This is a genomic window from Streptomyces sp. YJ-C3 (genome assembly GCF_053891275.1).
The window spans coordinates 2426647-2445721 of the sequence record NZ_CM132685.1; the positions used below are offsets into that span (position 1 = coordinate 2426647).

Annotated in this window: 14 protein-coding genes and 1 pseudogene; 12 read left to right on the forward strand and 3 right to left on the reverse strand. The window is 71.1% G+C overall.

Annotated features, from left to right (window positions below):
* Nucleotides 1-1254, forward strand: coding sequence for an MFS transporter (locus ACVHNB_RS10750; RefSeq protein WP_428951609.1), 1254 nt, complete (start codon nucleotides 1-3; stop codon nucleotides 1252-1254).
* On the opposite strand, the gene glgX is transcribed toward ACVHNB_RS10750, so the two are convergent.
* Entirely contained in the window at nucleotides 1229-3346 is a 2118-nt protein-coding gene (gene glgX / locus ACVHNB_RS10755) for a glycogen debranching protein GlgX (RefSeq protein WP_456227908.1), read from the reverse strand. The two genes, ACVHNB_RS10750 and glgX, sit on opposite strands and share 26 nt — an antisense overlap.
* A gap of 198 nt (nucleotides 3347-3544) precedes the next feature.
* Between glgX and ACVHNB_RS10760 the strand changes: the two genes are divergently transcribed.
* From ACVHNB_RS10760 to ACVHNB_RS10775, 4 genes are all read left to right on the forward strand, one after another.
* Complete coding sequence (locus tag ACVHNB_RS10760; RefSeq protein ID WP_456227909.1) at nucleotides 3545-4300, forward strand: Tat pathway signal sequence domain protein; 756 nt, start codon at nucleotides 3545-3547, stop codon at nucleotides 4298-4300.
* 56 nt (nucleotides 4301-4356) lie between these two features.
* Nucleotides 4357-5694, forward strand: coding sequence for a copper amine oxidase (locus ACVHNB_RS10765; RefSeq protein WP_456227910.1), 1338 nt, complete (start codon nucleotides 4357-4359; stop codon nucleotides 5692-5694).
* A gap of 114 nt (nucleotides 5695-5808) precedes the next feature.
* Complete coding sequence (locus ACVHNB_RS10770; RefSeq protein WP_428951606.1) at nucleotides 5809-7077, forward strand: SAV2148 family HEPN domain-containing protein; 1269 nt, start codon at nucleotides 5809-5811, stop codon at nucleotides 7075-7077.
* A 114-nt stretch (nucleotides 7078-7191) separates the two neighbouring features.
* Nucleotides 7192-7926, forward strand: a complete 735-nt coding sequence (locus tag ACVHNB_RS10775; protein WP_428951605.1) for a 3'-5' exonuclease — start codon at nucleotides 7192-7194, stop codon at nucleotides 7924-7926.
* Nucleotides 7927-7990: 64 nt separating this feature from the next.
* Here ACVHNB_RS10775 and ACVHNB_RS10780 read toward each other — a convergent pair whose 3' ends face one another.
* On the reverse strand, nucleotides 7991-8869 hold the full coding sequence (locus ACVHNB_RS10780) for a phosphotransferase enzyme family protein (RefSeq protein ID WP_456227911.1): 879 nt from the start codon (nucleotides 8867-8869) through the stop codon (nucleotides 7991-7993).
* Nucleotides 8870-9021: 152 nt separating this feature from the next.
* Here ACVHNB_RS10780 and ACVHNB_RS10785 point away from each other — a divergent pair, with 152 nt between their 5' ends.
* The 6 genes and pseudogenes from ACVHNB_RS10785 (at nucleotide 9022) to ACVHNB_RS10810 (ending at nucleotide 15107) form a co-directional block, all read left to right on the forward strand.
* The gene (locus tag ACVHNB_RS10785; RefSeq protein ID WP_456227912.1) at nucleotides 9022-9948 is read left to right on the forward strand and encodes a carbohydrate ABC transporter permease; all 927 of its coding nucleotides are present in this window, start codon (nucleotides 9022-9024) and stop codon (nucleotides 9946-9948) included.
* Nucleotides 9948-10778: a carbohydrate ABC transporter permease gene (locus ACVHNB_RS10790; RefSeq protein ID WP_428951602.1), complete on the forward strand. Its 831-nt coding sequence runs from the start codon at nucleotides 9948-9950 to the stop codon at nucleotides 10776-10778. Before ACVHNB_RS10785 ends, ACVHNB_RS10790 begins: the two co-directional genes overlap by 1 nt.
* Complete coding sequence (locus ACVHNB_RS10795) at nucleotides 10778-12076, forward strand: ABC transporter substrate-binding protein (RefSeq protein WP_456227913.1); 1299 nt, start codon at nucleotides 10778-10780, stop codon at nucleotides 12074-12076. The genes ACVHNB_RS10790 and ACVHNB_RS10795 overlap by 1 nt, the downstream gene beginning before the upstream one ends.
* 106 nt (nucleotides 12077-12182) lie before the next feature.
* Nucleotides 12183-12482: pseudogene (locus ACVHNB_RS10800) on the forward strand (rRNA adenine N-6-methyltransferase family protein); the annotation flags it as partial.
* 135 nt (nucleotides 12483-12617) lie between these two features.
* On the forward strand, nucleotides 12618-13838 hold the full coding sequence (gene mgt / locus ACVHNB_RS10805) for a macrolide-inactivating glycosyltransferase (RefSeq protein ID WP_456227914.1): 1221 nt from the start codon (nucleotides 12618-12620) through the stop codon (nucleotides 13836-13838).
* Between the two features lie 228 nt (nucleotides 13839-14066).
* Complete coding sequence (locus tag ACVHNB_RS10810; RefSeq protein WP_428951600.1) at nucleotides 14067-15107, forward strand: CDP-alcohol phosphatidyltransferase family protein; 1041 nt, start codon at nucleotides 14067-14069, stop codon at nucleotides 15105-15107.
* Between the two features lie 43 nt (nucleotides 15108-15150).
* Here ACVHNB_RS10810 and ACVHNB_RS10815 read toward each other — a convergent pair whose 3' ends face one another.
* Nucleotides 15151-17421 (reverse strand): MMPL family transporter, encoded by a 2271-nt coding sequence (locus ACVHNB_RS10815; RefSeq protein ID WP_456227915.1) that lies wholly within the window; start codon nucleotides 17419-17421, stop codon nucleotides 15151-15153.
* 371 nt (nucleotides 17422-17792) lie between these two features.
* On the opposite strand from ACVHNB_RS10815, the gene ACVHNB_RS10820 reads away from it, so the two are divergent.
* Complete coding sequence (locus ACVHNB_RS10820) at nucleotides 17793-19001, forward strand: S8 family serine peptidase (RefSeq protein WP_456227916.1); 1209 nt, start codon at nucleotides 17793-17795, stop codon at nucleotides 18999-19001.
* Nucleotides 19002-19075 lie beyond the last annotated feature (74 nt).

Here is a 19075-nt window from a genome sequence, read left to right on the forward strand (position 1 = left end):
ATGACCACCGGCACCTCCGCGAAGACACCCAGCACGCTCGACACGTACCGCCAGGTGATCGGGGTGACCGGGACGCTCCTGCCGGTCGTCTCGTTCCTCGGACGGCTGCCGGTCGCGGTGATCCAGTTCGGCAGCGTCCTGCTGGTGACCCGTACCAGCGGCTCGCTCGCCACCGGCGGCACCGTCGCCTGCGCCCTCGCGCTCGGCCAGGTCGCCATGGGGCCCTTCGTGGGACGTCTCGCCGACCGGCGCGGCCAGCGCCCGGTCGTGCTCGCCCTCGCGCTGCTCAACTCCTGCGCCATAGCCGCCTACACGCTGGGCGCGCTGTACCACCTGCCGACGCTCCTCCTGGCCGCGCTCGGCGTCCTCGCGGGCGCCACCGTGCCCGGCATCGGACCGCTGGCCCGCGCCCGCGGGGTGGCCCTCGTGCGCCGGGAGGGCGCCGACGAGCGGGTGGTGAACGCCGTCCTGTCGCTGGAGTCCACCATGGACGAGTTGTCCTTCGTCCTCGGCCCCGCCCTCATCGGCGTCGCCTCGGTGCTGGCACACCCCGCCTACGCGTTCGGGACCGCGGCCCTCCTCGTCGCGGCCTGCGGCACCGGGTTCGCGCTGCACCCCACGGCCACGGCCGTCCCCCGGACCGCGCCCGGCGCCCGGCCCCGCGCGCGGGAGGACCGGCCCCGCATGCCGCGCCAGGTCCATGTCGTACGCGTCGGGCTCGTCCTGCTGGGCATCCTGCTCGGCGGCTGCGGCGCCGGAATCACCGCGCTGACCCAGGAACTGGGCCACGAGGACCAGGCGGGCCTCGTGTACGCCGCGATGGGCGTCATGAGCGCCGTCGTAGGGCTGTCGATGGCGGCGGTGCCCGAACGGTTCGCGCTGCCCGCCCGCTGGCGCGTCGCCACCGCGGCCGCCGCCCTCCTGTCGCTCCCGCTGATCGTCACCCACACCATGCCGGTCCTGTACGTCGTCGTGACCGTGTTCGGCGCCCTGTTCGCGCCGAACCTCATCACCGGCTTCGGGCTCACCGAACGGGCCGTGCCGCGCGAACGCCTCGCCGAGGGCATGACGGTCGCCGCGAGCGCCTTCGTCGGCGGGCAGGCGGTCACGCTCGCCGTGGCGGGGCGGCTCGCACAGGCCCACGGGCCCGCTGCGGCGTTCGCGGTGGGCAGCGCGGCCGCGGGCCTGGCCTTCCTCGTCGCACTGCGCGTACGGCCCCTTAGGGAGCCTAGGCGGGCCGTTGCAGCACCGTGAGGCTCCGGCCCGCCAGGGTCAGCCGGTCGCCCGCCTGCACCTTCTGGCTGCCGTCGGCGGGCAGTCCGTCGGGCAGCGCCGTGTCGATCACGGCCTGCCACTGCCGGCCGTGATCGACCGGCACCACGAACTCCATGTCCTTCGGGGAGGCGTTGAACAGCAGCAGGAACGAGTCGTCCACGATGCGCTCGCCGCGCGCGCCCGGCTCCGAGATCGCGTTGCCGTTCAGGAACACCGACAGGGCGCGGGCCTGCGCCGCGCCCCAGTCCTGCTGCGTCATCTCCTCGCCCTCCGGAGTGAACCAGGCGATGTCCGACAGCTCGTCGTGCGTGCCCTCCACCGGCCGGCCGTGGAAGAAGCGGCGCCGGCGGAACACGGGATGCTCGCGGCGCAGCCGCACCATCGCGCGCGTGAACTCCAGGAACGGCTCCGGCGGGGCGTCCGGGGCCGCCCAGCGCACCCACGCCAGTTCGTTGTCCTGGCAGTACGCGTTGTTGTTGCCGTCCTGGGTGCGCGCGAACTCGTCGCCGTGGCTGAGCATCGGAACGCCCTGCGACAGCATCAGCGTGGCGACGAAATTCCGCATCTGACGCGCCCGCAGATCGAGCACCTCCGGATCGTCCGTCTCGCCCTCCGCGCCGCAGTTCCACGACCGGTTGTGGCTCTCGCCGTCCCGGTTGCCCTCCCCGTTGGCGTCGTTGTGCTTGTCGTTGTACGCCACCAGGTCGTGCAGGGTGAAACCGTCGTGACAGGTCACGAAGTTGATGGAGGCCAGGGGGCGGCGGCCGTCGTCCTGGTAGAGGTCCGACGAGCCCGTGAGCCGCCCCGCGAACTCCGCGAGGGTGCGCGGCTCCCCGCGCCACATGTCCCGTACGGTGTCGCGGTACTTGCCGTTCCACTCGGTCCACAGCGGCGGGAAGTTGCCCACCTGGTAGCCGCCCTCGCCGACGTCCCACGGCTCCGCGATCAGCTTCACGCGCGAGACCACCGGATCCTGCTGCACCAGGTCGAAGAACGACGACAGCCGGTCCACCTCGTGGAACTGCCGCGCCAACGTGGCGGCCAGGTCGAAGCGGAACCCGTCGACATGCATCTCCTCCACCCAGTAGCGCAGCGAATCCATGATCATCTGGAGGACGTGCGGGGACCGCATGAGCAGCGAGTTCCCGGTCCCCGTGGTGTCCATGTAGTACTGCGGATCCTCGGTCAGCCGGTAGTACGACGGATTGTCGAGACCCTTGAAAGACAGGGTCGGGCCCAGATGGTTGCCCTCGGCCGTGTGGTTGTAGACGACGTCGAGGATCACCTCGATGCCGGCCTGGTGCAGCGCGCGCACCGCCGACTTGAACTCCAGGACCTGCTCGCCCCGGTCGCCCCACGACGCATAGGTGTTGTGCGGCGCGAAGAAGCCGATCGTGTTGTAGCCCCAGTAGTTGTTCAGACCCATGTCGACCAGGCGGTGGTCGTTGACGAACTGGTGGACCGGCATCAACTCCAGCGCTGTGACGCCCAGTTCGGTGAGGTGCTCGATGATCGCCGGGTGCGCGAGCGCCGCGTAGGTGCCGCGCAGCTCCTCCGGCAGCGCCGGATGCCGCATCGTGAGCCCCTTGACGTGCGCCTCGTAGAGCACCGTCTCGTGGTACTCGGTGCGCGGCCGACGGTCGTCGCCCCAGTCGAAGTACGGGTTCACCACGACCGACGCCATCATGTGCGGCGCCGAGTCCAGGTCGTTGCGCTCGTCCGGCTTCCCGAACGGGTACCCGTACACCGCCTCGTTCCAGTCGACGCGCCCGCTGATGGCGCGCGCGTACGGATCGAGGAGCAGCTTCGCCGAGTTGCAGCGCAGCCCCCGATCGGGCTCGTACGGGCCGTGCGCACGGTAGCCGTACCGCTGTCCCGGCATGATCCCCGGGAGGTAGGCGTGCCGGACGAACGCGTCGGACTCCCGCAGTTCCACCGCGGTCTCCGAACCGTCGTCGTGCAAGAGGCACAGCTCGATACGGTCCGCGGTTTCGGAGAAGACCGCGAAATTTGTGCCGGCGCCGTCGTACGTGGCGCCGAGCGGATACGCCTGTCCAGGCCAGACCTGCATGCTGACGACTCTTCCACTCCCGGCCCGGGGGTCCGGGCGACAACAGTCAGTCTCTCCCCCGAAAGTGGCGGAACCACCTACGAGTTGGCCCCCTCTTACATGAAGACCACGTAATACCGGTATGCCCGTGCGTGGGACTGCCGGGGAAGCAGGGGGGTAGATGTGCGCGAGCTAGCAAGACGCCATCTCGGGAAACTGGTGGCGACAGTGGCCCTCGCGGTCACCGGTGCCGCCGTCGCGGTCGGCGTGAGCCTGCCGGACGGCGCGGGGGGCGCCGGCGACGCGGCCAGGGCGGGAGCGGCCCAGCAGGACGCGGTGGCTCCGGAAGGAAACATCGAGGCCGCCCCCGAGGACGGCGACAAGGGCGTCGGCCGGGACCCGCTGACCGACGCCGAGATCACCCGGGCCGAGCGGCTCGCGGTGTCGGACAACGGCCTGCGGAGGGACGCGAGGGACGTCGAGGGCGACCGCGGCCCCCAGCACCTGTCGACGAACCTGACGGAGATCGACCCCGGCCTGAGCGGCCCGGCCGCCGCACAGCGCCGCGCGGACGTCGTCTCCTACGACTACAAGAGCGACACCGTCGTCACCAGGACCGTGAACCTCGACACCGGCAAGGTCGAGGACACCCGGACCGACCAGGGCGTGCAGCCGCCGCCCAGCCAGGACGAACTGGCCGAGGCCGCCCGGCTGCTGATCGGCGACCGGCTCGGCGCCGACCTCAGGGCCGACTACGCGGACGCCACCGGCAAGGAGCTCACCAAGGCGGACCAACTGCAGCTCAGCGGCATGGTGTTCCGCAAGGAGACCGTCGCGAAGGTCCCCTCCGACCTCACGGCATGCGGAAAGCACCGCTGCCTGCGCGTCGTCGCCAAGGTCACCAACGGACCGTGGATCGACACCCGCGCCCTCGTCGTCGACCTGAGCGACCGCACGGTCGGCCGCCTCGCCTGACGCGGCGCCGCCACCGCCTCCTTCACCTTCTTCTCGTGCCAAGGGAGCCCTTCCGTATGCACGTCATGCACGTCACGCACGTCAACAGAGTCCGGCGCGCCCGCAAACGGCCCGCTGCCGCCCTCGCGGCCTGTGCGGTCACCGCGCTGCTCGGCACCGCCCTCGCCACCGCCCCGGCCGCCCAGGCGGCGCCCCAGAAGGCGCCCGCGGCCGCCGCGCCGTCCTGCTCGGCCGCGTACACCATCGAGCAGACCCTCGACGGCGGCACCACCTGGCGCATGTGCTGGCACTACAACACCCTCTCCGGCCTCGTCCTGGACGACGTCAGCTACCAGCCGAAGGGCGAGCCCCAGCCGATCCGCGTCCTGACCAGCGCCCGCCTCGCGCAGGTCCATGTGCCCTACGACGACGGGGAGAACGAGTACGACGACATCACCGGCACCGACTTCGGACAGGCCCTGCAGAACCTCCGGCCGGCCGAGTGCCCCGGCGGCACCATCAAGACCGTCAAGGTCCCCGACCGGGGCGACGTGACGGGGCTGTGCACGACCACGCGTGCGCGCGGGCACGCGTACCGGCTCAACGACGACGAGTCGACCGGCGGCAACGGCAAGCTGTACAGCGCCCAGGGCAAGGACCTGCTCGTCTACACCGTCAACAAGGCGTCCTGGTACGAGTACATCACCGAATGGCGCTTCGCCTCCGACGGCACCATCACGTCGAACGTGGGCGCCACCGGCAGCCTCTCCCCGTACGACTACAAGGGCACCGACGGCAAGGGCTGGCCCATCGGCAAGGGAGCGAGCGCCTACGCCGAGAGCCACAGCCACAACGTCTTCTGGCGGCTCAACTTCGGCCTCGACGGCTCCAGCAAGAGCAAGGTCGAACAGTACGACTCCACGGTGACGCCGCCGCGCGGCAGCGGATCGCCCACCACGAAGACCACCAGGACGCCCGTCACCAAGGAACTCGCCGGTGACGAGAAGGACATGCGGTGGTGGCGGGTGGTCTCCACCGCGGGCAAGAACAAGGACGGCCACCCCAGGTCCTACGAGTTCGTGCCCGGCCGCTCCAGCCGGTTCCCCGGCCGTTCCTTCACCAAGCACGACGTGTACTTCACCGAGTACAAGAAGTGCGAGCAGTACGCGAGCAACAACCCCTCGGCGCACTGCGGCGGAACAAGTGTGGACAAGTGGGTCACCGGGCAGACCCTGAGCCACCCGATCACCTGGGTCAACATCGGGTTCCACCACATCGCCCGCGACGAGGACCAGCAGCCCATGCCGGTCCACTGGCAGGGCTTCTCGCTGGCCCCCAGGGACGTGACCGCTATGAATCCGCTCACTCCCGCCGACCTCGCGGATCAGAACGGGGTTCCCCGAAACGGGAGTTGAGAAACTCTCGTCCCCATCGGGCTGCACCGCCCACCGCTCCCGGAGTACCCTTCCTTGATCGTTGCTGGGGGAGTGCTCGACAAGCTCGGGGGAGCGGAAGGCGGTGCGGAGCGGGTGAGCTCGGGAGGGCTGGAGCTGCCCCCTGGTGACGACGGTCACGAGGGCCATGAGGGTTCGGGGGCAGCCTCCGCGGACATCCCGCCCGGAGCCGTGTCACTGGCCCGGCCCATGGACGTGGGGTCGCAGATCGGACCCGAACTGGACTGGGGTGCCGACGCCTGGGGCGAAGTCCGTACGCGTGCCCAACGAGCCGGGCGTGCCTACATCTGGCTGAACCTGGTGGAGCAGCGGCTGCGCGCCGTCGTCGCCGCCGTGCTGCGGCCCGTGTACGAGCCCGTGCACGGCGACGACTGGGTCGTCGCCGCCGCCGGGCCCGCCGGACAGGAGTGGGTGCAGCGGGCCGTCGCCGTGCGCGAGGTCAGCCGCCGCAAGGGCTATCTCCTCGACCCGGCCGACGACAACGTGCTGTCCTTCCTCACGCTCCCGCAGCTGCGCGAGCTGATGGTGCAGCACTGGCCCTGCTTCGAGCCGTACTTCGACGACCGGCGCGACGTCGAGCTCGCCCTGGACGAGCTGGAGGTCACCCGCAACGTGGTCTCCCGCAACCGGGCCCTGTCCCAGACGGTTCTCGCCCAGGCCGAGCGCGCCTCCGCCCGCCTCCTGGAGATGCTCGGCGCGGGCTCCGACGTCCCCTCGGCCCGGCGGCTGCCCATCGACGCCGTCGAGGACCTGGTCGGCGACCGGTACGCGGACGTCGTGGGCGTCCACCCGGACCGGGTGCGGCTGCTGCGGCAGTTTCCGGCCGAGGACCTCTTCGGCGGCGCCCGGCGCCTGGACGCGATCGGGATAGGCCTGAATCTGCTGGTGCAGAACTTCTCCGGCCGCCGCCTGATCCGCCTCGCCGAGTCCGGCTGCCGGGTACGGCTCCTCTTCCTGAACCCGGCGTCCAGTTCGGTCAAACGGCGCGAAAGGGAACTCGGCCTCAAGCGGGGCGAGTTGAGCCGCGCCGTCGAGATGAACATCCTGCACATGCGGCGCGTACGGGCCCGGCTGCGGGACCCCGGCGCGTTCGAGATCCAGGTCTTCGACGACACTCCGCGCTTCACCGCCTACCTCGTCGACGGCGACGGCTCGGACGGCGTCGCCGTCGTCCAGTCGTACCTGCGCCGCACGCGGGGGATGGAGGCCCCGGTCCTCGTGCTGCGCGGCGGCGGGCGCCTGGTCAGGGCGAACGGTTCCGCGGAGAACGGGGAGAACGGGCTGTTCGTGACATACCGGGACGAGTTCGAGCAGGCGTGGGCGGACGCCCGCCCCGTCTCCTAGGGCTTGTCCCGGCCGTCCGGTCCCGGCCGTCCGCGACGGGTGCCGGACGGATTGTCAGTGGCGCGTGCGAAGGTGGTGGTCACTGGGGGAACGCACCACGAGAAGGGGGCTGCCATGGGCTGGCACCGGGAGCTGTTGGTCGGCTTCGACCTGGAGACGACGGGGACGGATCCGCGCGAGGCGCGCATCGTCACCGGCGCCGTCATCGAGGTCAGGGACGGCGCGGTCCTCGGCCGTCGGCAGTGGCTCGCCGACCCGGGCGTACCGATCCCGGACGAGGCGGTCGCCGTGCACGGGATCAGCACCGAGCGGGCGGCGGCCGAGGGCGAGCCGGCCGACCGGGTGGCCGACGCCATCGCCGAGGTGCTCGTCGGGTATTGGCGCACGGGCGCCCCGGTCGTCGCGTACAACGCGGCGTTCGACCTGACCCTGCTCTCCGCCGAGCTGGCCCGCCACGGCCTGCCGTCGCTGCGCGACCGGCTCGGCGGCGCGGAGCCGGCCCCGGTGATCGACCCGTACACCATCGACCGCACCGTCGACCGCTACCGCCGGGGCAAGCGCAATCTCGAAGCGGTCTGCACCGAGTACGGCGTCACGCTCGACGCCGCGCACGACGCCTCCGCGGACGCCCTGGCCGCGGCGCTGCTCGCCCACGCGATAGGCGACCGGCACGCGAAGGTCGCGGCGCTGGGACCGGCGGAGCTGCACCGCCGGCAGGTGGAGTGGTACGCCGAGTGGGCAGCGGACTTCCAGAGCTTCCTGCGCAAGAAGGGCGACGCGGACGCGGTGGTGGACCCGACGTGGCCGATGAGAGACCTGACGGTCAAGGCCGGCCCGTCCGGCGTCTGACGACCGGGTGGCCCGGGGGCGAAGCCCCCGTGCGAACGGCGGGAAGCCGAAGGCGAGCCGAGGCTCAGAACGGGTACCACCGCACACCGGCGTCCCCGTCCCGCAAAGACGCCACCCGCCGCTCGAACTCCACCAGTGCCTTCGGGTTGGCAGGAGCGTGCTGCGCGACCCACGCACAGGACGCCGTCTCCCGCGCCCCCCGCAGCACACCACACCCGTCCCACTCCCGCACGTCCCACCCGTACGCGGCGACGAACCCGTCATAGGCCGCCGGGTCCAGCCCGTACCGGTCCCGCGACAGCGCCATCACCACCAGATCGTGCTCGCGCAGATCCGACGAGAACGTCTCCAGGTCGACCAGCACCGGCCCCGCGGGCCCGATGTGCACGTTGCGGGGCAGCGCGTCCCCGTGGATCGGCCCGGGGGCCAGCCGCGGGGTCAGCGCCGCGGCGGCCGCCGCGAACCCGTCCCGCCGCTCGCGCAGATACGCCGCGTCCGCCGGATCGATGGCGTCGCCCGCGAGCCGCAGCCAGCGCTCGACGCCGCCCAGCAACTCCCGCCGGGGCAGCGTGAACCCGGTCGGCGCCGGCAGCGCGTGCACCAGCGTCAGCAGCTCGGCCAGATCGCGCGGCTCCGCGGGCCGCACGGCCGCCGGGATGCGGTGCCACACCGTCACGGGATGCCCGTCGACGACCAGCGGCTCGGCCTTCGCCGCCCGCACGGCCGGGACGCCGTGCTCGGCGAGGTAGGAGGCGATGGCCAGCTCGCGACGGGCCCGGTCGAGGAGCTCGGGCGCCCGGTCGATGCCGCGGCCCACCTTGACGACGAGATCACCGGCCGCGAACACCGCGTTCTCGCCGAGCGCGAGCAGCTCCACACCCTCCGCCGGGCCGTCCACGACACCCGCCTGGGCCAGCACGTCCCGTGCCCGTGCCTCGTCCATCACTTGCCTCCCGCGTTCCAGCTGGTACCGGCCCAGTCTCGCACCCGGCCGAATGTCTTGACGCCGTAGGAGCGTGTCAGGACCATGACGGGGGCCGCCGGGGCGGCCGGAAGCCGCGTGAGCCGTCCGAACCGCCCGAAGGAGTCGCATCCGTGACCTCGGCGACCGCCACGACACGCACCACGGGGCAGCGCCCCGTCCGCGCACCGCACAAGGAGCACAGCGCCTGGTTCCTCGTGCTCCCGGCACTCCTGCCGATCCTGGTGCTGAGCGTCGGCCCGCTGCTGTACGGGATCGGGCTCGCCTTCACCGACTCCCAGTCGGGCCGCACCGCGGCGACGCAGTGGGTCGGCACCCTGAACTTCCGGGACCTCCTCCACGACACCCTCTTCTGGGAGTCGTTCCGGATCGGCCTGCTGTGGGCGGTCGGCGTCACGGTGCCGCAGTTCGTGCTGGCCCTCGGCCTCGCCCTGCTGCTCCACCAGGATCTCCGCTTCCGGTGGCTGGCGCGGGCGCTCGCGATCGTGCCGTGGGCGATGCCGGAGGTCGTCGTCGGCATCATGTGGCGCCTCGTCTACCACCCCGACGCGGGCATCCTCAACGAGACGCTGCGCGACCTCGGCCTCGGCGACGGCCGCGACTGGCTCACCGGCCTCGCCACCGCACTGCCCGCCGTCATCGTCGTCGGCGTCTGGGCGGGCATGCCGCAGACCACGGTCGCGCTGCTCGCCGGGCTCCAGCACACCCCGCGCGAACTGCACGAGGCGGCCGCCATGGACGGGGCCGGCGCCTGGCGCCGGTTCCGCACGGTGACCTGGCCCGCGATCCGCCCCGTCGCCCTCGCCGTCAGCGCGCTCAACTTCATCTGGAACTTCAACTCCTTCGCCCTGGTCTACGTCCTGACCGGCGGCGGACCCGGCGGCCGCACCCGGCTCCCCATGCTGTTCGCGTACGAAGAGGCCTTCCGCTACGGGCAGTTCGGCTACGCGGCGGCGATGGGCTGCGTCATGGTCGCCGTCATCTCGATCCTCCTCGCCCTCTACCTCGTGGGCCGACTGAAGGGAGGCGACGAGCAGTGATGCGCACCGGCGGACTCGCCCGCGCGGGTCAGTACCTCGCGCTCCTGGCCTATCTGATCTTCCTCGTCTTCCCGTTCCTGTGGCTGATCTCCACCGCGTTCAAGCCGCCGCGCGAACTCGCGAGCCTGCACCCGACCTGGATTCCCGAGCACCCCACCCTCGCGAACTTCCGGCAGGCCTTCGACGAACAGCCCCTGCTGCGCGCCGCGGGCAACTCCCTGCTCGTGGCCGTCGCCACCGCCGTGATCGCGATCGTCATCGCGACCCCGATGGCGTACGTCATGGCGCGCCGCCGCTCGTTCGTGTCACGGGCGGCGACCGGCTGGGTGGTGGTCAGCCAGGCGTTCCCGTTCGTCCTGGTGATCATCCCGCTGTTCCTGATCCTCAAGAGCCTCCACCTGATCAACGCCCTGCCCGGCCTGATCATGGTGTACGTGGTGTGGGCGCTGCCCTTCGCGCTGTGGATGCTGGTCGGCTATGTCCGGTCCGTACCAAGGGAGTTGGAGGAGGCGGCGGCGGTGGACGGGGCGGGCCGGCTGCGCGTCCTCGTGTCCGTGACGGCGCCGCTGCTGGCGCCCGGCATCGTCGCCACGGGGCTGTTCGCGTTCATCAGCGCGTGGAACGAGTTCTTCTTCGCCCTCGTCCTGATGAAGACCCCGGAGCGGCAGACGCTGCCGGTGATCCTCACCCACTTCCTCGGCGCCGAAGGGGTGGCCGACCTCGGTCCGCTCGCCGCCGGGGCGTTCCTGGCGACGCTGCCGTCGCTGGTGATCTTCGCGGTCATCCAGAAGCGGATCGCGGGCGGCATGCTCGCAGGGGCGGTGAAGTGATGCGCGGAGGAGGGAGGGCGGCGACGGCGCTCGTGGCGTGCACGGCGCTGCTGCTCGGCGGGACCGGCTGCACGTCCGGCGCGGGAGAGGGCGACGACGGCCGTGTCACCCTCGAGTTCCAGTCCCTGGCCTGGCAGAAGGAATCCGTCGACGCCAACAGGCAACTGGTGAAGGAGTGGAACGCGACGCACCCGGACGTCCAGGTCACCTACGTCCAGGGAAGCTGGGAGAGCGTCCACGACCAGCTGCTCACGGCCTTCGAGGGCGGCGAGGCGCCCGACATCATCCATGACGCCTCCGACGACCTGGCCGACTTCGCGTACGGCGGATACCTCGCCGACCTGCGGGATCGTCTGCCCGGCCGACTGAAGTCCGACATCCCGCAACGGAGTTGGGAGACAGCAACGTTCGGTGACGGTGTCTACGGGGTGCCGTTCCTCCAGGAGCCGCGCGTCCTCGTCGCCAACGCGACGTGGCTCGAGAAGTCCGGCGTCCGCGTCCCGACCCCAAAGCGGCCCTGGACCTGGGACGAGTTCCGGCAGATCACCAAGAAGCTCAGCGGCAAGGGCAGATACGGCGTCGCCTGGCCACTGAAGGAACCCGTGTCGGCGACGCTGAACCTGTCCCTGTCCACCGGCGGGCAGCTGTTCCACCGCGGCACGGACGGCACGGTGCGGATCCGCTTCGGCCCGGCGGACGAGGTGATGCCGCGCACCGTCCACGACCAGGTGAACACCGACCGCGGCGCGTCCGCCACGACGCTCGGCATGGGCGGCTCCGACACGCTCCCCGGATTCTTCGCGGGCAAGTACGCGATGGTGCCGCTCGGGTTCTCCTACCGGCAGCAGATCGTGCAGCAGGCCCCCAAGGGGTTCGACTGGCAGGTGCTGCCCGCGCCGGCCGGGGCTGACGGCCTCACCCAGGGCGTCAGCCCGCAGACGCTCTCGGTCGCCGAGGACAGCCCGCACAAGAAGGAGGCCGTCGCGTTCATCGACTTCCTCCTCCGGCCGCGGAACATGGTGCGGCTCGCCCTGGGCGACTGGATGCTGCCCACCGGCACCCAGGCACTGAAGGACCCCGCGCTGCACACCACGAAGAACGACTGGGCGGCCGGCACCGCCCTCGCCGCACACCTGCGCGCGGCGCCCGCCCCGTCCGTGCGCGGCTATCCCGAATGGAAGGACAAGGTGGCCACCCCCGCGCTGCAGGAGTACTACAGCGGGGCGATCGGCCTCGACGAGCTGCGGCGCCGCCTGGTCGACGACGGGAACCTGGTGCTCGCGCGCTACCAGAGATAGCGGCCGGCACCGGGCTCCGCCCCCGAGAACCCGTGGACGTACGCGGTGTCCCCGGCGGGCCGCCGAGCTCGTCGCGTACGAGATCGACGCCCGCCTGGTCCCCGGACTGCGGCGCCGCTTCGCCGCGCGCCCTCAAGTCCGCATCCACGAGGCCGACTTCCTCACCGCACGCGCGCCGCGCACCCCTTCGCGGTCGCCGGGAACGTGCCGTTCGCGCGGGCTTCGGCGGTGGTGGAGCGGTGCCTGCGCGTGCCCGGCCCTCACCCACGCCACGTTCCTCGCCCAGCTCGCATACGCCCGCAAACGAGCCGGGGGCCACGGGAGCTGGTCGCGCCTCACGGTCCTGACCTGGCCGCACTTCGAGTGGCGCCTGCTGGACCGGGTCCCGCGCACCGCCTTCCGCCCGCTGCCCCGCGTCGACGCGGCCGTGCCGCGCATCGAACGCCGGGCCGCGCCCCTGCTGGATCCCGCCGCCTCGTCGAGCCCGGCTTCACTGGACAAAAGGTTGCACGAGACGTCTCGTCTCGCCTACGGTGGGGGCATGACGAACCCGGAACACCGCAACCGTGCCCACATCGCCATGTTCTCCATCGCCGCCCACGGGCACGTGAACCCGAGTCTCGAAGTGATCCGGGAGCTCGTCGCCCGTGGGCACCGCGTCACGTACGCGATCCCGCACCTCTTCGAGGAGAAGGTCGCCGGGACCGGCGCCGAGCCGGTTCTCTACCGCACGACACTGCCCGGCCCCGACGACGACCCGGCGGCGTGGGGAAGCGCGCTGCTCGACAACGTCGAGCCGTTCCTGGACGACGCGATCCAGGCCCTGCCCCAGCTCATCGAGGCGTACGAGGGCGACGGCGGCGCGGGCGTGCCCGATCTCGTGCTGCACGACATCACCTCGTACCCGGCCGCCGTCCTCGCCCATCGCTGGGGCGTGCCCGCGATCTCCCTCTCGCCGAACCTCGTCGCGTGGCAGGGGTACGAGGAGGAGGTCGCCGAGCCGATGTGGGCGGAGCCCCGGCGGACGCCGCGCGGCAAGGCGTACTTCGAGAAGTTCACCGACTGGCTGACGCGGAACGGGGTGACGAAGACCGCCGACGAGTTCTGGGGCCGCCCCGACCGCTCGCTCGCGCTCATCCCCAAGGCGCTCCAGCCGAACGCCGACCGGGTCGACGAGAAGACGTACAGCTTCGTCGGCGCCTGCCAGGGCGACCGCGGTGCGCAGGGCGACTGGGAGAGGCCCGCCGCGGCCGAGCGGGTGCTGCTCGTCTCGCTCGGCTCCTCCTTCACCAAGCAGCCCGACTTCTACCGTGAGTGCGTCAAGGCCTTCGGTGACCTGCCCGGCTGGCACATGGTGCTCCAGGTCGGCAAGCACGTCACCGCCGACGACCTCGGCGAGATCCCCGCGAACGTGGAAGTGCACCAGTGGGTCCCGCAGTTGGCGGTCCTGAAGAAGGCCGACGCGTTCATCACGCACGCCGGTGCGGGCGGCAGCCAGGAGGGCCTGGCCACCGCCACGCCGATGGTCGCCGTCCCGCAGGCCGTCGACCAGTTCGGCAACGCCGACATGCTGCAGGGCCTCGGCGTCGCCCGGCACGTCCCGATGGAGGAGGCGACGGCCGCGACGCTGCGCGAGGCGGTGCTCGCCCTGGCCGACGACCCGCAGGTGGCGGCGCGCCTCGCGGTGATCCAGCGGGACATGGCGGGCGAGGGCGGCACACGGCGGGCGGCCGATCTCATCGAGGCCGAACTGCCCGGGTGAGCATGGTTGCCTGTCGCACGTGAAAGGGGTGTGCGCATCCGATAACGGGCCGATGTGGATGTAACGCTCAGGTAACGCAGTGGTCCGACGGTGTTCCCATCGATCTCGTCACCCCGTACGACCGTTACCCCCCACCGAAGGTTGCGCCCTGAACATCTTGAACATGGCGAGAACATGTTCTTAGCGTGAGGTGAACTTGATCTGCACGAAGGAAAGTTGGCATACCTCATGCCCCGAGACATACCGCCGCTGCGTGATGTGCGCCGGATGACCCAGAAGAAGCGCGACGCGTGGTGGACCGTGCTGCTCGTCGATCCGGTCGCCACGCCGCTCGTGCGGGTCACGGCCAGATGGACCCGCATCACGCCGAACCAGATCACCTGGGGCGCGCTGCTCCTGGGGCTGGGGGCCGCCGCGTGTTTCGCCATGGGGGACTGGCGCTGGCTGATCGCCGGCGCCGTCGTCTACCACCTGAGCTTCATCCTGGACTGCATGGACGGCAAGGTCGCGCGGCTGACCGGGCAGGGTTCCGTGTTCGGCGCCTGGCTGGACTACATCTTCGACCGCGTCCGCGTCGCGGCCTGCGCCGTCGCCCTCATGGGCGGCCAGTACCACCGCACCGGCGACATCTGGTACGTGTGGCTCGCGGTGGCCGTCGTCTTCCTCGACGGGCTGCGCTACCTCAACGCGCTGGAGATCTTCAAGACCCGGCACAACATGCGCAAGCAGATCAAGGCCCGCGTGCGGGCGGCCCGCCGTGCCGAGAACGAGCAGAGCCTCGCCTTCATGGAGGACCTGCTGCGGGCCAACCCCGAGGCGGACATCGAGCAGGACCTGGCCGCGGCCGCCGAGCGGGCCGCCGACGAGACGGACGAGACGGACGAGACGACCGGGACGACGCAGGGCCTCGACGCGCAGGACCTCGGCACGCAGGACGGGGTGACCGCGCCGAAGAAGGCCCAGGTCGTCGACCTGCACCAGGAGTTCCGCAGCCGCTTCCCGATCTACCTGCGGTTCCGCTCCTTCCTGCTGCGGCACCGCATCCGTACGCACCTGATCAGCGGCATCGAGTTCCAGATGGCCGTCTTCATCGTCGGCCCCCTGATCGACCAGGTGATCGGGACGACCATCGTCGCGGGCGCCCTGCTGCTCGTCTTCGAACTCGCCATCGTCTACAAGCTGCTGCTCTCGACGCGCGACTTCGGCCGCACGCTCGCCTCGTTCGAGCAGCAGGAGCGGGAGCGGGAGAGCCTGTCCGCCGCAGCGTGACACGCTGCGGCGGACAGGCTCCGGTGGGCGGGGAGCGCGGTCGTCAGACCCGCACTTCCTCGCCCCCGTGGTGCGTCGCCGCCACGGGCTCGGGCGCCTCGTCGTGCGTGAGGTCCGGCATCCGGTGCAGCCACCGCGGCAGATACCAGTTGCGCTCGCCGAGCAGCGCCATCACGGCCGGCAGCAGGACACCCCGGATGACGGTCGCGTCGATCAGCACGGCGGCGGCCAGACCCACGCCCATCTGCTTGAAGGACTGCATGGACAGCGTCCCGAAGATGGCGAAGACGGCGACCATGATGACGGCGGCACTGGTGACCACGCCCGCCGTCGTGACGACGCCGTGCCGGATCGCGTCCTTGTTCGTACGCCCCTGGAGCCGCGCCTCCCTGATCCGCGACACCACGAACACGTGGTAGTCCATCGACAGGCCGAACAGGATCACGAACAGGAACAGCGGCAGCCACGAGATGATCGCGCCGACCCCCTCGGCGCCGACGAGCGAGGCGCCCCAGCCGTTCTGGAAGACGGCCACGAGAATCCCGTAGGCCGCGCCCACGGACAGCAGGTTGAGCGCGATCGAGGTGATCGCGACCGTCAGCGAGCGGAACGACAGCAGCATCAGCAGGAAGGCGAAGACGACCACGAACACGAAGACCGGGACGACCGAGCCGACGATCTGGTCGTTGAAGTCCTTCGACCCCGCGACCTGCCCGGTGATCGGCGCCTCGACACCGTCCGCCCTGCCGAGCGTGTCCGGACGTACGTGGTCACGGAGCAGCGCCAGGCTCTTCTCGGCCCTGTCCTGGTCGGAGCCGCCGACGAGCGGGACGTCGATGAGCGCCACGTTCTCCCGCCCGTGCACGGTGACCTCGACCGGGCCGCGTGAGGCACCCGAACTCACGGCCTGCGCGCGGAAGTCGGCGATGGCGGAGCGCACGGCGGGTGCGTTGATGTCGTCCGCCCTGACGACGACCTCGGCCGGGTCCGAGCCGCCCGGGAACGCCTCGTTGACCCGGTCGTACGTGGCGACGATCGGCAGCGAGTCCCCGAACTCCTGGTCCAGGGTGAGGTTCTGGGTCTTCATGCCGAGCGCCGGGGCGGTGATCGCGAGGAGCGCGCCGACCGCGACGACCACACAGACGGCGGGCCGCGCGAGTACGACCGTGAGGACGCGGCTCCAGAAGCGGCTGCCGTCCGTGCCGCCGTTCCCGCCGCGCCGCTTGGCCGGGTGCAGGAACGGGATACGGCCCTTCTCCACGCGCTCGCCGAGCAGCGAGAGCAGCGCGGGCAGTACGGTCACCGAGCCGACCATCGCGACGGCCACCACCATCAGCGAGGCGAGCCCCATGGCCTGGAACTCGGCGAGCCCGGTGAACATCATGCCGGCCATGGCCACGCACACCGTGACACCGGAGACGATGATCGCGCGGCCGCTGGTGGCCGCCGCGACGCTCAGCGCGGTCCGCGGGTCGTGGCCCTTCATCCGCTCCTCGCGCTCGCGCCGCAGATAGAACAGGCAGTAGTCGACGCCGACCGCAAGCCCCACGAGCAGCATGACCGAGTTGGCGGTCTCGCTCATCGGCTGCAGATGGCTGACGACTCCCATCAGGCCCATCGTCGCCATGATCGCCGTGATGGCGAGCGCCACCGGCAGCAGCGCCGCGACGAGCGCGCCGAACGCGATCAGCAGGATACCGAGCGCCACCGGCACCGCCGAGAACTCGGCCCGCTGGAAGTCGTCGCCGAACGCGTCGTCGAACGTCTTGCCCATGCTGGCGCCGCCGATCTCCTCGATCCGCAGCGCGTCGTGGTCGTCGGCGACGCCCTTGACGGCGTCGAGGACCGGCTCGATGCGGTCGGACGCCGTCTCGGGGTCGCCGCGCATGTCGAACTGGACCAGCGCGGTGCGGCCGTCCTTCGAGACCGCCTGGGCCCCGGCGGCGTACGGCGAGCGCACGTCGGTCACCGCGCCCGTGCCCTCGACGGCCTTGACCACGTCGGCCACGGCCCGCTCGAACTCCGGTGCCGTGGCGCGCAGTTGTCCGTCCCTGCTCTGGACGAGCACGGTCTCGCCCGCCGGCTCGTCGATGTCCGCGTCGGCCACGATCTGCGCGGCCCGCCCCGTCTCGCCGCTGAGCTGGTCGCTCTCCTTCACGTCGACGCGCCCCGCGGCCGAGCCGATGCCCATCGCCAGCACGACGAACAGCACCCAGATCCCCACCGCCGCCCAGCGGTGCCGGACGCTCCAGCCGCCGGCCCGGGCCGCGAACCCCCGCACCTGTCGGTCCCGCCGGTCCCCGTTCCTCCCCATGAGGTCACCTCCGCAATCGAAGGTATGGGCGGGATAAGCGACGTTCGTCCTGCTGCCCGGTGAGGTGTCACCGGCCCGGCTCATCCCTCCGGGCGGTGCGGCTCGGCTCGGAGGATGAGGTGAGCCCCTTACATCTATAGGGACTTCGGCGGCGGAAACGTCAATGAGGTGATCCGTCCGGTTTGTTATTACGAAACCTTGTTGAACAAGTCACAGGTGTATGTAGGTCTTGATCTGGTCGCGTCAATCGGTCAGGGTTTCGTCTCAACCCCCGGACATCTTCCGGAGATTGCCGGGGGCTGCATGAAATTACGCGCCCCCACGCGCGTAGAAACACAACCCCCCACATCACCACGAGGAGATACCTCTTCATGGCAACTCACAAGCGTGCGCGCACGATGAAGCTGACCGCGGCGATAGCCACGGCGGCGACCGCCGTGGGCGTGACGGTCTTCACCGGCAGCTTCGCGGGAGCCGCGGCCCCCGCCCAGGGCAAGGTGTACGGGCTCGACGCCAAGGGCGCCGTCGCCGGCAGCTACATCGTGCTGCTCGACCAGAAGGCGAACACCACCGCCAAGAAGGGCCTCGCCAAGGAGTACGGCGGCACCCTCAAGCGGAACTACGCCTCGGCCGTCAACGGCTTCTCGGTGAACGGTCTTTCGGAGACCGAGGCCAAGCAGCTCGCCGCCGACAAGTCGGTCGCGAAGGTCGTCCAGAACAAGAAGTTCCACATCGACGCCACCCAGGACAACCCGCCGTCGTGGGGCCTGGACCGCATCGACCAGGCGGACACCGCGGGCGACGGGAAGTACACGTACCCTGGCAACGCCGGTGAGGGCGCGACCGCGTACGTCATCGACACCGGCGTCCGCATCAGCCACAAGGACTTCGGCGGCCGCGCCTCGTCCGGCTTCGACGCCGTCGACAACGACGACAGCGCCGACGACGGCAACGGGCACGGCACGCACGTCGCCGGCACCATCGCCGGTGAGGCGCACGGCGTCGCCAAGAAGGCGAAGATCGTCGCCGTCCGCGTCCTCGACGACCAGGGCTCCGGCACCACCGAGCAGGTCGTCGCCGGCATCGACTGGGTCACCGAGAACCACCAGGGCCCCTCGGTCGCCAACATGTCGCTCGGCGGCGGCGTCGACGAGGCGCTCGACGCGGCGGTGCAGAAGTCCATCGCGTCCGGCGTCACCTACGCGGTCGCGGCCGGCAACGAGTCCTCCGACGCCTCCCAGAGCTCGCCCGCCCGCGTCCCCGAGGCGATCACCGTCGCCTCCTCCACCAAGGACGACGAGCAGTCCGACTTCTCCAACTACGGCTCCGTGGTGGACATCTACGCCCCCGGTTCGGACATCACGTCCGACTGGAACACCGGTGACGACGCCACCAACACCATCTCCGGTACGTCGATGGCGACCCCGCACGTCGTCGGTGCCGCCGCCGTCTACCTCGGCGGGCACCCGGACGCGGCCCCGGCCGACGTCGCGAAGGCGCTCACCGACGGGGCCACCCCCGACGCCATCTCGAACGCGTCCGAGGGCACCCCGAACAAGCTCCTGAAGGTCGTCGAGTAACACCCGGCGATCCCACGACCGGCGGCCGTCGCGCCCACCCCCACGGGGCACGACGGCCGCCCTATCGTGTCCGG